Here is a 13855-nt window from a genome sequence, read left to right on the forward strand (position 1 = left end):
GCCCTCCGGGACCTCCCGGGAGAGGATCCGTCCCGTGCGAACCGTCCGACGCGTTCGCACCCGTCGGCCCCGCCATGCCGGGCGCGGCCGACGCGGCGTCGCCGCCCCCACCCCGCCCACCGCCACCAGTGCGGCGGCCAGCGCCACTCCCAGCAGCACCCTCCGCCGCCGCGTGGCCCGGGACCGGGCGGGGGTGGCGGCGGGACGAACGAACGCGGAACACCGAAGGGCCCGGTGGCAGCCGGGCCCTTCGGTGTGAGGGTTTTCGTCAGGCGGTCAAGGAGGTGCCGCGCGCAGCGCGTCCCAAGAAGGGTGGTGGCGGGCGACAGGTGGATGCCGGGCCTTAGAAGGCCTCCTCCGCCAGCTCCATGATCTCGTTGTCGATGCCCTCGGCGATCGCCCGCTGCGGAGCGACGGTCGGGAGGATGTTCTTGGCGAAGAAGCGGGCCGCCGCGACCTTGCCCTGGTAGAACGGCACGTCCTTCTCGGGGGCGCCGGCCTCCAGCTTGGCCAGGGCCACCGCGGCCTGGCGCAGCAGCAGCCAGCCGACCACGACGTCGCCGGAGACCATCAGCAGGCGGGTGGTGTTGAGGCCCACCTTGTACATGTTCTTGACGTCCTGCTCGACCGAGGAGAGGTCGGCGAGCAGCTTGCCGATGATGGCCTCCAGGTCACCGGCGGCCGTGGCGAGCAGCTTGCGCTCGGCTGCCAGGGCGTCGCCGCCCTCCTCCGAGCCGAGGAACTTCTGGATCTGCTCGTTCAGGGCGGTCAGCGCCTGGCCGCCGTCCTTGACGATCTTCCGGAAGAAGAAGTCCTGGCCCTGGATCGCCGTGGTGCCCTCGTACAGGGTGTCGATCTTGGCGTCGCGGATGTACTGCTCGATCGGGTACTCCTGCAGGTAGCCGGAGCCACCGAAGGTCTGCAGGGACTGGGCGAGCTGCTCGTAGGACTTCTCCGAGCCGTAGCCCTTGACGATCGGCAGGAGCAGGTCGTTGAGGCGCTCGGCGGCCTCGTCGCGCTCACCGCGCAGCTTGGCGGCCATCATGTCGTCCTGGGTGGACGCGGTGAACAGGACCAGCGCGCGCATGCCCTCGGCGTAGGCCTTCTGGGTCAGCAGCGAGCGGCGCACGTCCGGGTGGTGGGTGATGGTGACGCGCGGGGCGGTCTTGTCCAGGAACTGCGAGATGTCGGCACCCTGCACGCGCTCCTTGGCGTACTCCAGGGCGTTCAGGTAGCCGGTGGAGAGGGTGGCGATGGCCTTCGTGCCGACCATCATGCGGGCGAACTCGATGATCTTGAACATCTGGCGGATGCCGTCGACCTTCTCGCCGAGCAGCCAGCCCTTGGCCGGGTGCTTGGCACCGAAGGTCATCTCGCAGGTGTTCGAGGCCTTGAGGCCCATCTTGTGCTCGACGTTGGTGGCGTAGACGCCGTTGCGCTCGCCGAGCTCGCCGGTCTCCCAGTCGAAGTCGTACTTCGGGACGATGAACAGGCCCAGGCCCTTGGTGCCCGGCTTACCGCCCTCGGGGCGGGCCAGCACCATGTGGATGATGTTCTCGGACATGTCGTGCTCGCCCGAGGTGATGAAGCGCTTCACACCCTCGATGTGCCAGGAGCCGTCCTCCTGCTTGATCGCCTTGGTGCGGCCGGCGCCCACGTCGGAGCCCGCGTCGGGCTCGGTGAGGACCATGGTGGAGCCCCACAGGCGGTCGGTCATCCGCTTGGCGACCTCGAGCTGCTCCTCGGTGCCCTCCTCGGCGATGACGCCGGCGAAGGCCGGGCCGGAGGAGTACATCCAGATGGCCGGGTTCGAGCCCAGGATCTGCTCGGCGAAGGCCCAGATCAGCGAGTTCGGGGTGACCTGGCCACCGATCGACTCCGGGATGCCCAGGCGCCACCACTCGGCGTCCATGAAGGTCTGGTAGCTCTTCTTGAACGTGGCCGGGATCGGGGCGGTGTTGGTCTCCGGGTCGAAGACCGGCGGGTTGCGGTCGGTGTCGGTGAAGGACGCGGCGAGGTCGTTCTCGGCGAGGCGCGAGATCTCGCTCAGGATGTTCTTCGCGGTCTCGACGTCCATGTCGGCGAACGGTCCGGTGCCGTACACCTGGTCGCGACCGAACACCTCGAAGAGGTTGAACTCCACGTCCCGCAGGTTGGACTTGTAGTGACCCATGGCCTGTTTTCTCCGGTTCGTCGCTTCCGGGTGACCGCCGCTTTTCGGGCGCCCCGTACCCACCAGTAGGCATCATGATGCTACCCAGCGGTAACTTGGGCAAGCCCCTGGCGGTGAATCGCCTATGAACGTGGTCACGTCCCACAGCCAGGGCGACCACTCCTTGTCAGGATCGACGCCAGCGCGGGCGGGTGCGCTCCCGCTAGCCTGTCCGTGTGTACGGATATGACCAGAACGCATACCCGGGTGACCCCTACCAGCAGCAGGCGGGTCCGCAGCCGGGCATGAACGGCATGCCCGGACCCGACGCGTACGGCGCACAGGGGCAGGCGTCCCAGCAGTCGCTGTACCCCGAGCCCTCCCCGCCGTCGCTGGCGGACGCCGTCCGGGCCTTCACCACCGGCTCGATGGCGGTCGAGGACTTCCAGGCGATCTTCATCACCTCGAAGGTGCACTGCCCGCGCGGCGACCGCCCCGGCTTCCTGGCGCTGCACAACACCCCGACACCGGTGATCCCGATGTTCAGCTCGCTCAAGGAGCTGCGCCGCTACGCCGGCAAGGACTCCAAGCACTTCACCGTCACCGGCGCCGAGGTCCTGGACCTGCTGCCGACCGGCTACGGCTTCGCGCTGGACATGGAGGGCGAGCACCGGATGGTGTTCGACGCCAAGGCCGTCGAGCAGATGGTCGACTTCACCATGCGCCGGATGTACGGCTGACGACCGCGGCGCGGCCGTCGGCCACCGCCTCGCGGGCGGCCGCCCACCCTGGAAGGGGAGTCCCGCGCTCCTCCGTCCACACATAGTTCAATTTTCAACTTGCCTATTGTTGAGAATTGAACTAATCTCGTGCACGTAGGCGAGACACCCCCCGAAGGAGGCCGACATGCCCGCCGTGACCGTCGACAACCCGCTGACGCTTCCGCGCGTGACCACCCCGGACCCGGCCGTCGCGAGCGCCCGGCCCGTCCTCACCGTGGCCACCGCCCCCGAGGGCTACGAGGGCGAGGGCTTCCCCGTCCGCCGCGCCTTCGCCAAGATCAACACCAAGTACCTCGACCCGTTCATCATGATGGACCAGATGGGTGAGGTGGATTATGCGGCCGGCGAGCCGAAGGGGACCCCCTGGCACCCGCACCGCGGCTTCGAGACGGTCACCTACATCATCGACGGAACGTTCGTCCACCAGGACTCGCACGGCGGCGGTGGTGTCATCACCGACGGCGACACCCAGTGGATGACGGCCGGCTCCGGCCTGCTGCACATCGAGACCCCGCCGGAGTCGCTGGTGATGTCCGGCGGCCTGTTCCACGGCCTCCAGCTGTGGGTCAACCTGCCCGCCTCGGACAAGATGATCGCCCCGAAGTACCAGGACATCCGCGGCGGCAGCGTCAAGCTGCTCACCTCCGAGGACGGCGGCGCGCTCCTCCGGGTGATCGCCGGCGAGATCGACGGCCACCAGGGCCCCGGCGCCACCCACACGCCGATCACCATGATCCACGCGACCCTCAACCCCGGCGCCCAGGTCACCCTGCCCTGGCGCTCCGACTTCAACGCCCTCGCCTACGGCCTCGCCGGCAAGGGATCGGCCGGCCAGGAGCGCCGCCCGTTCCACATGGGCCAGGCCGTCGTCTTCGGCGACGGCGACTCCCTCACCATCCGCGCCGACGAGAAGCAGCCGGACTCGCGCAGCGCCAACTTCGAGGTCGTCCTCCTCGGCGGCCTGCCGATCCGCGAACCCGTCGCCTGGTACGGCCCGTTCGTGATGAACAGCCACCGCGAACTCCAGCAGGCCATGGAGGACTTCCAGGCCGGCCGCCTCGGCACCATCCCCACCGACGCCCGGTAGCCCCTGGCAGTCCGCCACGATGCCTCTGCCGTCTACAGAAGTGTGTAGACGGCAGAGGCATCGTCGTGCGCCTCCCAATTCTTCGCGAGGCTTTGGTTCCGGTAAAGGAATTTGACCAGCGGAGTCAACTGACAATCCGATAAGGGTCATCGTGGCGGTCCACAACGCCTATGCTAGGCATTACGTGGAAGCCAATTCGGCGGAGGTCGCCGAGTACCGGCAGCAACCGGGCGTCAGACTCAGGAACGCCGCCGATTCGTCGCCGACTCACGGGGGATGACGGCCGATCGCCTTCAACCTCCTTACGTCCCAACGACATCCGATGGGTCATGCTCTTCCCAAGGGGCACCATCGAGGAGAAGGCACTGTTGACAACGACCGGCACGACCGATGAGACCGTTGAACAGCCGCCACCGTCCGCCGGGTCCCGTACCGCGCGGCGGCGGCGGGCGTTATTAGGGGTGGCGCTGGGCGCCGGGTTGGTGGCGGTGGGCGGGGTGGGGGCGGCGACGCTGGTGAAATCCCCGGCCGAGCGGGCCGCGCAGACGGCGCCGCCGCCGAACAGCCTGCTGACCGCGCCGGTGGTCAGTCAGGTGCTGACGCCCTCGATAGCCGTGCGCGCGGTGGTGTACCCGCCGGCGCAGTACAACGTGGTCCCGGCTGCGGTCTCGACCGAGGTGACCGGGCTGTTCGCCTCCAAGCTGGGGGTGAAGTCGGGGGACACCGTCGCGGCCGGGCAGCTGCTCGCCGAGGTGTCCGGGCAGCCGCTGTTCGCCCTGCCCGGCGCGGTGCCCGCCTACCGCGACCTCAAGCCCGGCAGCACCGGCCTCGACGTGTCCGAACTCCAGGCCGCCCTGGCCGGGTTGGGGTACTCGACCGGCAACGACGAGACGGGTTCGTACGGGACGGGCACGGCCGCGGCGGTGACGGCGTTCTACCGCAAGCTCGGATACCCGGTGCCGACCACCGGCGCCACCACCCAGCAGGCGGTGGACACGGCGCAGAAGGCGGTGGACAGCGACCGGCAGACGGTGGAGAACCTCACCGCGCAGAAGAAGAACGCCGCGAACCAGCCTCAGGCCCCCCAGCAAGCCCCGCCGCAAAGCCAGGGACAGTTGCAGGGCCAGGGGCAGTTACAGGGCCAGGGGCAGCCACAGCCCCAGGGCCAGGCCTTGACTGGCGATCTCGACCGGCAACTCGCCAACGCCAGCAAGCAGTTGACCGCTGACCAGGCGGCCCTGGCCAAGGCCCGGGCGGTGAACGGCCCGATGGTCCCGGCCGCCCACGTCCTGTTCGTTCCGACCCTCCCGGCCGCCGTCACCGCCGTCAACGGCGCGGTCGGCTCGCCCGTCTCCGGCACCCTGCTGTCGATCACGAGCGGCGGCCTGGCCGTCACCGGGCAGCTGGCGCCCACCCAGGCGGCGGGTGTCAAGCCGGGCATGGCCGTCGAGATCCTCGCCGAGGACACCAACACCACCATCCCCGGCACCATCGCCGAGGTCGGCGCCCCGACCACCGCTCCCCCGGCCGGCAAGGTGATCACCCTCGGCGGTGCGTCCGGCGGCGGTGCGTCCGGCGGCGGCGCCCCCGGCGGCCAGCCCGGCGCTCCGGCGGCCGGGGCGCCGGGCAACCAGTCGGGTGGTCAGCCCGGCGGCCAGAGCTATATACCGCTCACGATCACCCCGAACACCCCACTGCCGGCGGCGCTGAACGGCAAGAACGTCCGCCTGACCGTCCTCAAGGACAAGGCGGGCGCCCCCGTCACCGCCGTCCCGGTCGCTGCGATCTCCACGAACGCGGCCGGCCGGGCCTCCGTCACCAGGGTGGACGCCGCCGGGAACCGCACCACCGTCCCGGTGACCACCGGTGTCTCCGCGGACGGCATGGTGGCCGTCACCCCGACGGAGGGCGCCGAACTGCGCGTCGGCGACCAGGTGGTGGTCGGCCGGTGACCGTCGAACCGTCCGTCGCCGAACAGCCCTCCGGCGAACCGCCCGTCATCGCCCTGGCCGGCATCGGCCGCACCCACCCCGGCCGCCCACCCGTGGTCGCGCTCCACCCCTCCGACCTGACCGTCCGCCGCGGCGAGTACCTGGCCGTCACCGGCCCCTCCGGCTCCGGCAAGTCCACCCTGCTGCACCTGCTCGGCCTGCTCGACACCCCCACCACCGGCCGCTACGAACTGGACGGCATCGACACCGGCAGTCTGCGCGACCGGGACCGCTCAACCCTGCGCGGGCGCCGGATCGGTTTCGTCTTCCAGTCCTTCCACCTGCTCCCGCACCGCACCGCCGAGGAGAACGTCGTCCTCGCCCAGGTCTACAACCGCTCCCCGCGCCGCGCCCGCCACGCCGCAGCCCTGGAGGCGCTGCACCTGGTCGGCCTCGGCCACCGCACGGACGCGCTGCCGAGCACCATGTCCGGCGGTGAGCGCCAGCGGGTGGCGATCGCCCGGGCCCTGGTGAACCGGCCCAGCCTGCTGCTGTGCGACGAGCCGACCGGCAACCTGGACTCGGCCAACGCCGAGGCGGTGCTGGCGCAGTTCGACGCCCTGCACGCGCAGGGCTTCACCCTGGTGGTGATCACCCACGACCCGTCCGTGGCCGCCCGCGCCGAGCGCCGGGTGACCATCCGCGACGGCGCGCTCAACGAGGTCGAAGCCGTCCGACCGGCAGGAGGCCCCCGGTGAGCCGCCGCCGCAGCGTGCTCCCCGAGCCGCCCTCCCGCCTCAGCCCCCGCGACCTGCTCTCCGAGGCGCTCTCCGGCGTCCTGCAGCGCCCCGGCCGCTCGGTGCTGACCATGCTCGGCACCGTGCTGGGCATCGGCGCCTTCGTCGCCGTGCTCGGCCTGACCGCGACCGCCAGCGGCCAGATCGGCGAGCGGTTCAGCCTGACCAAGGCCACCACCGTCACCATGACCGACCGGCCGAACACCGACGGTCTCGCCCCCGGCACCAACCCGCCGAGCAACTTCCCGGCCGACGCCGACCGCCGGATCGCCGCGATCGACGGCGTACGGGCCGGCGGCGTCTGGTGGCCGGTGCCCGGCGCTCCGACGCTCTCCCGCCGGCCGGACGGCCCCGACGAGGGCACCGGACTGTCCGTCCTCGCGGCCACCCCGGGCGCGGTCGCCGCGATGGAGCCGACCCTGACCGCCGGGGTGACCCTGGACGACTTCGTCCAGAAGACCGCACAACCGGTGGTCCTGCTCAGCGAGGCCGCCGCCAAGCGGCTCGGGGTGAGCCGGCTGGACGCCCAGCCGGCCGTCTTCATCGACCGCGTCCCGTACACGGTCATCGGGATCTACTCGGACGTCCAGCGCCAGCCGGGCGCCCTGCTGAGCATGCTGATCCCGGCCAGTACGGCGCTGGAGAAGTACGGCAACCCGGCCCCGCAGCCGGACCACGGCGCCCAGGGCCTGGTCGCCACCCGGGTCGGCGCCGCGACCGTGGTGGCCGACCAACTCCCGCTCGCCCTGCGGCCGGACGCCCCGAACGCATTCACCGTCGTCCCGCCGCCGGACCCGCACAGCCTCCAGGACACGGTGACCTCCGACCTGACCGGACTGTTCCTCGCGCTGGCCGGGATCTGCCTGTTGGTGGGCGCGGTCGGGATCGCCAACACCACCCTGGTCGCCGTACTGGAGCGGACCCCGGAAATCGGCCTGCGCCGCTCGCTGGGCGCCCGGACCGGCCACATCGCGGCCCAGTTCCTGACCGAGTCGACGGCGCTCGGCACCCTGGGCGGCCTGATCGGCACCGGGCTCGGCGTGGTGACGGTGGTCGGGGTGGCCGCCGCCCGCGAGTGGACCGCCGTGCTGCAGCCGGCCACCACCCTGCCCGCCCCGCTGATCGGCTCGGTCGTCGGTCTCCTGGCCGGCCTCTACCCGGCCCTGCGAGCGGCCCGCACCGACCCGCTGCAGGCGCTCAGAAGCACCTAGTGTCCTGAGCCGGAGATCTGCTTGTCATCTGCGGCCTGTTCCCCTGCCGCGCACGGGTCGGCCGATGGCGAGTCGATCTTCACCGACGACGACCAGGAGACGCTGGCCCGCTGGTCGAGGTGGGCGGCGTCGTCGCAGGCATGTCTCAGCGGCGCCTGATCGTGCTCGGCTGCCCGGACGGAAGGACGTATGAGGAGGTCGCCGCCGAGCTCGGCATCTGGGCGCAGCGGTTGGCAAGTGGTGGCGCCGCTTTCCGGAGCGCCCCCTGGGGGTTCGTGAACGAGCAACGCCCCGACCCCCAAGGACCCCGCCCACTGGCCGAGGGCGTCCATGGCGGCCGCGGCCGAGCTGGTACTGCAGTGCCACGGGAGTCGCCCCGGGGCGGCGTTCAGCAATCCGAGAGGACCTCGCTCCGCGTCACCAGCCAGCGGCCGCCCCTGGGCGCGAGGGTGTAACTCGCCAGTTGTTTCGGACGGTCCGTCATTTGGCCGGGGTGAACACTTCCGCTCCGCGCCTCGTACTGGATCCACTTGCCAACGTCGACGCAGTCCACCAGAGTTGCCAATTTCCCGTCCACCGTGATGCTCCGGATCTGGTGGTCAACCGACCCCTTGGCCACGAGCCCAGCGCCAGTCAGGGCGCCTAGGTTCGCACGCAGGATCTCCAGTTGCTCCCCCGCCGCGTGGTCGGCCAGTGCCGAGCCGTCACCGGACTCATTGGCCACCAGCATCGCCTTCCAGTAGTCACTGTAGTCCTGCTGGACGCGCAGTCGTTCACCTGTGAATGCCTCACCGCTCTCGCTACTCGACCGGTTCGCAGCGAGCGTGCCAACGAATCCGACGACGGCGAGGAGGGCCAGGACGAGCAGCAGGAGCCAACCACGGCGGTGGCCGCCGGCCACCGCCGTCATGCCTGGCCCAACAGCTTCTTGGCTGCGGCAATCCGCTGCTGGGAGGTCTCCTTGACTGCTTGGAGGGCCTGCTCGTTCCTGCTGATGTACAGCTGTTGGTAGGCGGTCAGCACGGCGTCCCAGGTGGCCAGCATCTTCACCTGCCCCTTGCAGTTCATGTCGGCGACCGCCGTGTCCCGTTCCTCCTGTGACACCTGTTCCGGCCAGGCCGCCGAACTCGCCTGTACCGGATTCGCGTAGTTGTAACCCAGCTTGGCCATGCAGCTCTGCCAGTTCGCGAGCGAGGCGCGGACTCGGCTGTCGACGGCGGCGTGGTCGTACGCCTTGCCACGGAGAGTGCCCACCAAGTCCGAGGCGGTGTCCTTGATGCCCTCCGCCTGGAGCCGCCGTTCGAACTCTCCCATGCAGCCCCGGTCTGCCTTGGAGTCGGCGGCACCGCCCTTGATCCCGCGATCCCCCAACAGGGCCTTCTGGTATTCGGGGCCCTGCCCGGGCGGATTCCCCGTACCGGAGGTGCCATTGCCGCCTGGCCTGGGCGGCAGGTGGTACCCGGTCTGCTGCGCAGCGGAGACGGAGAGCAGGCCCAGGAGCGAAGTGTCGATGGGAGTCGGCGGGGGAGGTGTCGACGCCGGCCCGGGGTCGTAGTCGAACCCCTTGGCGGTCATGCAGGTCCGGGTGGCCTGGCCCATGGCCCGGAAGATCAGCGCGGACTCCTCGGCCCCGACCGAGTAACCGTCCAGCGGATGGGTTACCGGCGAGCCGTCTGCCGGGTCCGCTCCGATCTGCGGGACTACTGGTTCGCCCACGATGTCGGAATCACCGCCCGTCTTCGCGTCTTTGCTGCAGCCTGCGGTGAGAACCGCTAAAGCCACTACAGCGATGACCACTCGGGCCCTGTTCATCCGCATTCAACACGCCACCTTCAGGTCCGACGTCGCCTGTCGACGCCAAGCTTCGCACCGCCGTGGCCCCGCCGGAGAGGCGGGGCCACGACAACTCTCTCCCGACTAGCGGCAGTCGGGGACCGCGCCGTCCCACCAGAGGTAATACTGGGCGCTGTATGCGTCACCGAAGTAGCTGCCGTCGGCCAGGTAGTGGTCCAGGTGGTTCCACCGGGGGTTGCCGTTTACGGCGAGAATGGCAACAGATCGAGATCAAGTAAAGCGAGATGTTGCACCATGCAATGTCAACAAGCCTTTATCGAACGACATTTCGACGCCCATTCGACAACAGATGCAACCTGATCGAAGTTGATCGTAGATCACATTGGTCGTAGGCGATCCGAATCCATATCAAACTGATCAAGTCCGCTGCTCAACACCCCGCACGAAGACCTGCAGTGAGCGCACGAACTGGCAGAACGGCCACTCCGGGCACCTTGCAGATCATGGAAAGGCCTGACGCGGAACGGCCCATTACCGACGTCGGCGTTTCAAGGTGACGGCAGTGGGAGATCGAGCGAGAGTCCGGGCCCGGCTACAGCAGCGCGTAGAGGGCCGAGGCGTCGTCGTGGGTCTTGCCGCGCGGCCAGCGCTCGCAGGCGGCGTCCGTCCGCTCCACTTCGCGGACCTGGGCGATCAGCTCGCCCGGGCCGGACTCCGCGAGCAGCCGCAGCACATCGCCCCAACTGCCGAGCCCGAAACGCTCGGTGTAGCGCGAGGCGCCGTCGGTGAGGGCGGCCAGCGCGTGCAGCCGGTCCAGCCGGACGAAGCCGGTCTCGGCATGCTCGGCCGCGCGCGGGCTGGCGGCGGCGATCCACGGGCCGTTGCCCCGGTTGCGGGCGGCGCGCAGCGCCAGCGCGTACTCCAGGTGCAGCGCGGCCCGCTCGGCCGTGCCGGGGACGGTCGCCCAGACCTGGCGGCGCAGCCCCTCCCCGTCGGGGAAGCGCTGGTTGTCCCCGATCACCTTCGGCGGGCCGTCCTTGAACTCCAGCACCAGCAGCGAGTCGCCGAGCACCAGGTACTCCAGCGACTCGCCGTGCCGCCGGGCCGCGACCACCACCGCGGCGGGGGTGTTGGGGTGGGCGAGGTCGCAGCGGCCGCCGTGCAGCGCGGCCGTCTCCACGATGGCATCGGCCAGGCACTCGGCGATCGAGCGGTCCACGCGGTCGGTGAGCCGGGCGAGCAGGTGCACCCCCAACCGACGGACGTACCAGGCCGTTCCGTGCCGGCACCCGGACTCCAGACCGGTCGGCGAACTCGCGCCGTCCAGCAGGACCAGCGCCTCCGGCGAGGCCGCCGCGAAGTCCTCGCTCTCGCGGTCAGGCCGCCGTGCTTCCCCTGCGAGCTGTAGCTGCATCCCGACAGTGTGGACGCCGCCCCCGGCCCGCGCCCAGACCCATGCGCCGGTGTGGCGCGGGCCGGTGCCCGCCGCCCGGTGGCAGCCGGGGCAATTCGGCCATACCGTCGAATAGCGACTGGACGATTCGGCCAATCGGGGCCGGTCGGGTTTGGCACCACCTACGGGTGTCCGGGCGGCCCGGGACTGACGAGGAGCGGAAGATGTTCTGGCAGTTCATCGTGTTGACGGCCGCCTCGCTCGGCTTTCCGACCTCGGCGCTGCTCTTCCTGATCGGCGGGCCGCGCTTCCCGGACGAGTCCCGGGACCGGAAGGCCTAGGAGGCCTTCCAGGCAGGGTCTCGTCCGAGCAGTGCGAGGGCCCGGTCGAACCGGCCGGCGCCGCCGGGTTCGAGGCCCGGACGGAAGGCCCGGCCGGGCGCCCGGGCCTCAGGCGTGTTCGGGACGGCCTCGGTCACCGCCGACAGCGCGTCGGCCAGGGCGTCGTCGCGCTCCACCGCCGCGACCAGCGCGCCCGCGGTGCCGAGCGCGGCGGCGACGTCCCAGCCGTGCACCAGGGTGTCGAGCAGGTGGAAGCCCACCGCCTGCGCGAGCGGGAACGGTCCGCCGTCGCGGATCTCGGGCAGCCACAGCGCCCGGTCGGCGGCGGCCGCCTCCCGGAAGGCGGCGGTGAGGTCGGCACCGGTCCGGCGGAAGACGCCCGCCGGGTCCGCGTCGACCGGGGCGTCCGCGAACAGCGCGAGGTCGGGCCCGGCGCCGCGGGCGGCCGCGGCGAAGCCCTGGTGCTGGCCGACGCAGTGCTCCAGCAGCCGGCGCAGCGTCCAACCGGCGCAGGGGGTGGGCAGGTCCAGCTGATCCGGCCGTACGGTGTCCACCACCTCGACGGCCAACTCCATGGCTTGCGCGTGCAGTTCGACCACGAGCTTCATACGACAGCAGCCTCCAGGCAAGCGGCAATGAATCCGATCACCTGATCAACGATGGTCGGTTCCGCGATCATCCACCGCCGAGCCCCGGGTGGCCACCGGATTGAGTCGCTCCCCCATACGCCCTAACCCAACACCCCTTCCAGTACGGCGGCCTGGGCGAGCAGCCGCTCGTCGCCGCCCGCCGCGCCGATCACCTGGAGGCCGAGTGGCAGCCCGGCCGCAGTCCGGCCGGCAGGCAGGCTCAGCGCGGGTAGGCCGAGGAAGCTCCACGGCAGCGACATCACCGCGTCCCCGGTGCTGTGCAGGCCCTCCGGCGCACCGCCGGTCGCCGAGGGCGCCAGCCACAGGTCCACCCCGGCCTCGGCGGTCGCCGCCGCCACCTGCTCGCGCAACCGCTGCCGGAACTGCAGCGCTGCCGCCCGGTCCTCGGCCGCGACGCCCTGGCCGACCCGGATGCTCGCCACCGTCTCCGGCCGGTACAGGCCGCCGAACCGGGCGAACCAGTCGGCGTGGCTGCGGGCCAGCTCGAAACGGTTGACGTTCTGCAACTGCCGGGTGACCTCGGCGAAGTCCGGGAACAGCGGCACCCGACGCACCGTCAACCCGGCCCGCTCCAGCCGCTCCACCCACCCCTCGAAGGCCCGCAGCGCGGCCGGTTCGGCCCGCTCCAGGTACGAGCCGTCCGGCACGCCGAGCACGGGCGGGTCCGTGGTGGCTCCGGTCCGCCAGTCGTCGCAGAGCAGCGAGGCCGCCAGCGCCGCACCCGCCAGGTCGGCGGTGAACACGCCCAGGGTGTCGAAGCTCGGCGCGTTCGGGATCACGCCCGCGATCGGGATCCGCCCGTACGTCGGCCGGAAACCCACCACCCCGCAGTACGCGGCCGGGCGGATCACCGAACCGACCGTCTGAGTGCCGATCGCCAGCGGCACCAGCCCCGCCGCGACCGCCGCCGCCGAACCGCTGCTGGACCCGCCCGGGGTGTGCCCCGGATGGTGCGGATTGCGGGTCGGGCCCGGGGCGCTCGCCGCGAACTCGGCGGTCACCGTCTTGCCCGCGACCATCGCCCCCGCCGCCAGCAGCCGGTCCACCACCACGGCCTGCGGACCCGCCAACACCCCCGGCGGCAACGCCGAACCACCGTGCGTCGGCAGTCCGTCCACGTGCACGATGTCCTTGACCCCCACCGCCACCCCGTACAGCGGCGGCCGCCCGGCCGGCTCCGGGTACCGCGCCGCCAACTCCCGCGCCCGCGCCCGCAGTCGGCCGTGCCGCCCGGGCTCCGGCACGAAGGCTTGGATCAGCGGGTCCACCCGCTCGACCAGCGCGCAGAGACGGTCCACGTGCTCGGTCAGGCCCGGCGCACCGGACCTCAGTCCGGCGGCCGCACCGGTCAACGACCGCGGCCGGACGAAAGATTCCTCCATGCCGATCACGGTAGCGCCGACCACAGCGACGCCGGCGTCACGGCCGCACCGGCCTCACGAGTGCTCAGCCGCCAGGTACGGCTGCTCGCGCAGGAAGTACGCCCCGCAGGTGTGGCAGCACAGTTCGGGGGTCTTCCCCCAGTCCACCGCCTCCCGCACCGGAGCCCCGGGATCGAGCTCGCGGCCGCACATCGCCTCGCTCTGCCCGCCCCGGACCATGTGCCACAGCCGCACCCCGCCGGCCTCGCCGTCGGCGCCGTACTCGGCTCGCATCTGGTGCATCATGCACCCCATCGTCCGACCACCCCCGGTCCCCGGCAACCGGGGGCGCCACG

The 13855-nt window shown here is 71.2% G+C and carries 12 protein-coding genes; 5 read left to right on the plus strand and 7 right to left on the minus strand.

Going from position 1 to position 13855, the window contains the following annotated elements:
- Positions 1-343 precede the first annotated feature (343 nt).
- A complete protein-coding gene (locus tag ACH4E7_RS02725; protein ID WP_396247191.1) occupies positions 344-2173 on the minus strand; it encodes an acyl-CoA dehydrogenase in 1830 nt (609 codons plus the stop codon).
- 215 nt (positions 2174-2388) lie between these two features.
- Between ACH4E7_RS02725 and ACH4E7_RS02730 the strand changes: the two genes are divergently transcribed.
- The 5 genes from ACH4E7_RS02730 to ACH4E7_RS02750 all read left to right on the plus strand — a co-directional run bounded on the left by ACH4E7_RS02730 (position 2389) and on the right by ACH4E7_RS02750 (position 7960).
- On the plus strand, positions 2389-2892 hold the full coding sequence (locus tag ACH4E7_RS02730; protein WP_380609006.1) for an SseB family protein: 504 nt from the start codon (positions 2389-2391) through the stop codon (positions 2890-2892).
- Between the two features lie 166 nt (positions 2893-3058).
- A complete protein-coding gene (locus tag ACH4E7_RS02735; protein WP_396247192.1) occupies positions 3059-4021 on the plus strand; it encodes a pirin family protein in 963 nt (320 codons plus the stop codon).
- 329 nt (positions 4022-4350) lie between these two features.
- Positions 4351-5973, plus strand: a complete 1623-nt coding sequence (locus tag ACH4E7_RS02740; protein ID WP_396247193.1) for a peptidoglycan-binding protein — start codon at positions 4351-4353, stop codon at positions 5971-5973.
- Positions 5970-6710, plus strand: a complete 741-nt coding sequence (locus ACH4E7_RS02745; protein ID WP_396247194.1) for an ABC transporter ATP-binding protein — start codon at positions 5970-5972, stop codon at positions 6708-6710. The genes ACH4E7_RS02740 and ACH4E7_RS02745 overlap by 4 nt, the downstream gene beginning before the upstream one ends.
- On the plus strand, positions 6707-7960 hold the full coding sequence (locus tag ACH4E7_RS02750) for an ABC transporter permease (RefSeq protein WP_396247195.1): 1254 nt from the start codon (positions 6707-6709) through the stop codon (positions 7958-7960). Before ACH4E7_RS02745 ends, ACH4E7_RS02750 begins: the two co-directional genes overlap by 4 nt.
- Before the next feature lie 388 nt (positions 7961-8348).
- On the opposite strand, the gene ACH4E7_RS02755 is transcribed toward ACH4E7_RS02750, so the two are convergent.
- From ACH4E7_RS02755 to ACH4E7_RS02780, 6 genes are all read right to left on the minus strand, one after another.
- On the minus strand, positions 8349-8870 hold the full coding sequence (locus ACH4E7_RS02755; protein ID WP_396247196.1) for a hypothetical protein: 522 nt from the start codon (positions 8868-8870) through the stop codon (positions 8349-8351).
- A complete protein-coding gene (locus tag ACH4E7_RS02760) occupies positions 8867-9676 on the minus strand; it encodes a hypothetical protein (protein WP_396247197.1) in 810 nt (269 codons plus the stop codon). Before ACH4E7_RS02760 ends, ACH4E7_RS02755 begins: the two co-directional genes overlap by 4 nt.
- Positions 9677-10346: 670 nt before the next feature.
- Positions 10347-11168, minus strand: a complete 822-nt coding sequence (locus ACH4E7_RS02765) for an integrase (RefSeq protein ID WP_396247198.1) — start codon at positions 11166-11168, stop codon at positions 10347-10349.
- 316 nt (positions 11169-11484) lie between these two features.
- Complete coding sequence (locus ACH4E7_RS02770; RefSeq protein ID WP_396247199.1) at positions 11485-12096, minus strand: TIGR03086 family metal-binding protein; 612 nt, start codon at positions 12094-12096, stop codon at positions 11485-11487.
- A gap of 122 nt (positions 12097-12218) precedes the next feature.
- A complete protein-coding gene (locus ACH4E7_RS02775) occupies positions 12219-13520 on the minus strand; it encodes an amidase (protein WP_396247200.1) in 1302 nt (433 codons plus the stop codon).
- Positions 13521-13574: 54 nt separating this feature from the next.
- Positions 13575-13805 (minus strand): hypothetical protein, encoded by a 231-nt coding sequence (locus tag ACH4E7_RS02780; RefSeq protein ID WP_396247201.1) that lies wholly within the window; start codon positions 13803-13805, stop codon positions 13575-13577.
- Between the last annotated feature and the right edge of the window lie 50 nt (positions 13806-13855).

This window comes from Kitasatospora sp. NPDC018058 (assembly GCF_044327205.1).
Lineage (GTDB): Bacteria > Actinomycetota > Actinomycetes > Streptomycetales > Streptomycetaceae > Kitasatospora.

Excerpts from the sequence above, each read along its gene's own strand:
- ACH4E7_RS02725 (WP_396247191.1), bottom strand. The coding sequence starts at position 2,173 with ATGGGTCACTACAAGTCCAACCTGCGGGACGTGGAGTTCAACCTCTTC.
- ACH4E7_RS02735 (WP_396247192.1), top strand. The coding sequence starts at position 3,059 with ATGCCCGCCGTGACCGTCGACAACCCGCTGACGCTTCCGCGCGTGACC.
- ACH4E7_RS02740 (WP_396247193.1), top strand. The coding sequence starts at position 4,351 with ATGCTCTTCCCAAGGGGCACCATCGAGGAGAAGGCACTGTTGACAACG.
- ACH4E7_RS02755 (WP_396247196.1), bottom strand. The coding sequence starts at position 8,870 with ATGACGGCGGTGGCCGGCGGCCACCGCCGTGGTTGGCTCCTGCTGCTC.
- ACH4E7_RS02765 (WP_396247198.1), bottom strand. The coding sequence starts at position 11,168 with ATGCAGCTACAGCTCGCAGGGGAAGCACGGCGGCCTGACCGCGAGAGC.
- ACH4E7_RS02770 (WP_396247199.1), bottom strand. The coding sequence starts at position 12,096 with ATGAAGCTCGTGGTCGAACTGCACGCGCAAGCCATGGAGTTGGCCGTC.
- ACH4E7_RS02775 (WP_396247200.1), bottom strand. The coding sequence starts at position 13,520 with ATGGAGGAATCTTTCGTCCGGCCGCGGTCGTTGACCGGTGCGGCCGCC.
- ACH4E7_RS02780 (WP_396247201.1), bottom strand. The coding sequence starts at position 13,805 with ATGATGCACCAGATGCGAGCCGAGTACGGCGCCGACGGCGAGGCCGGC.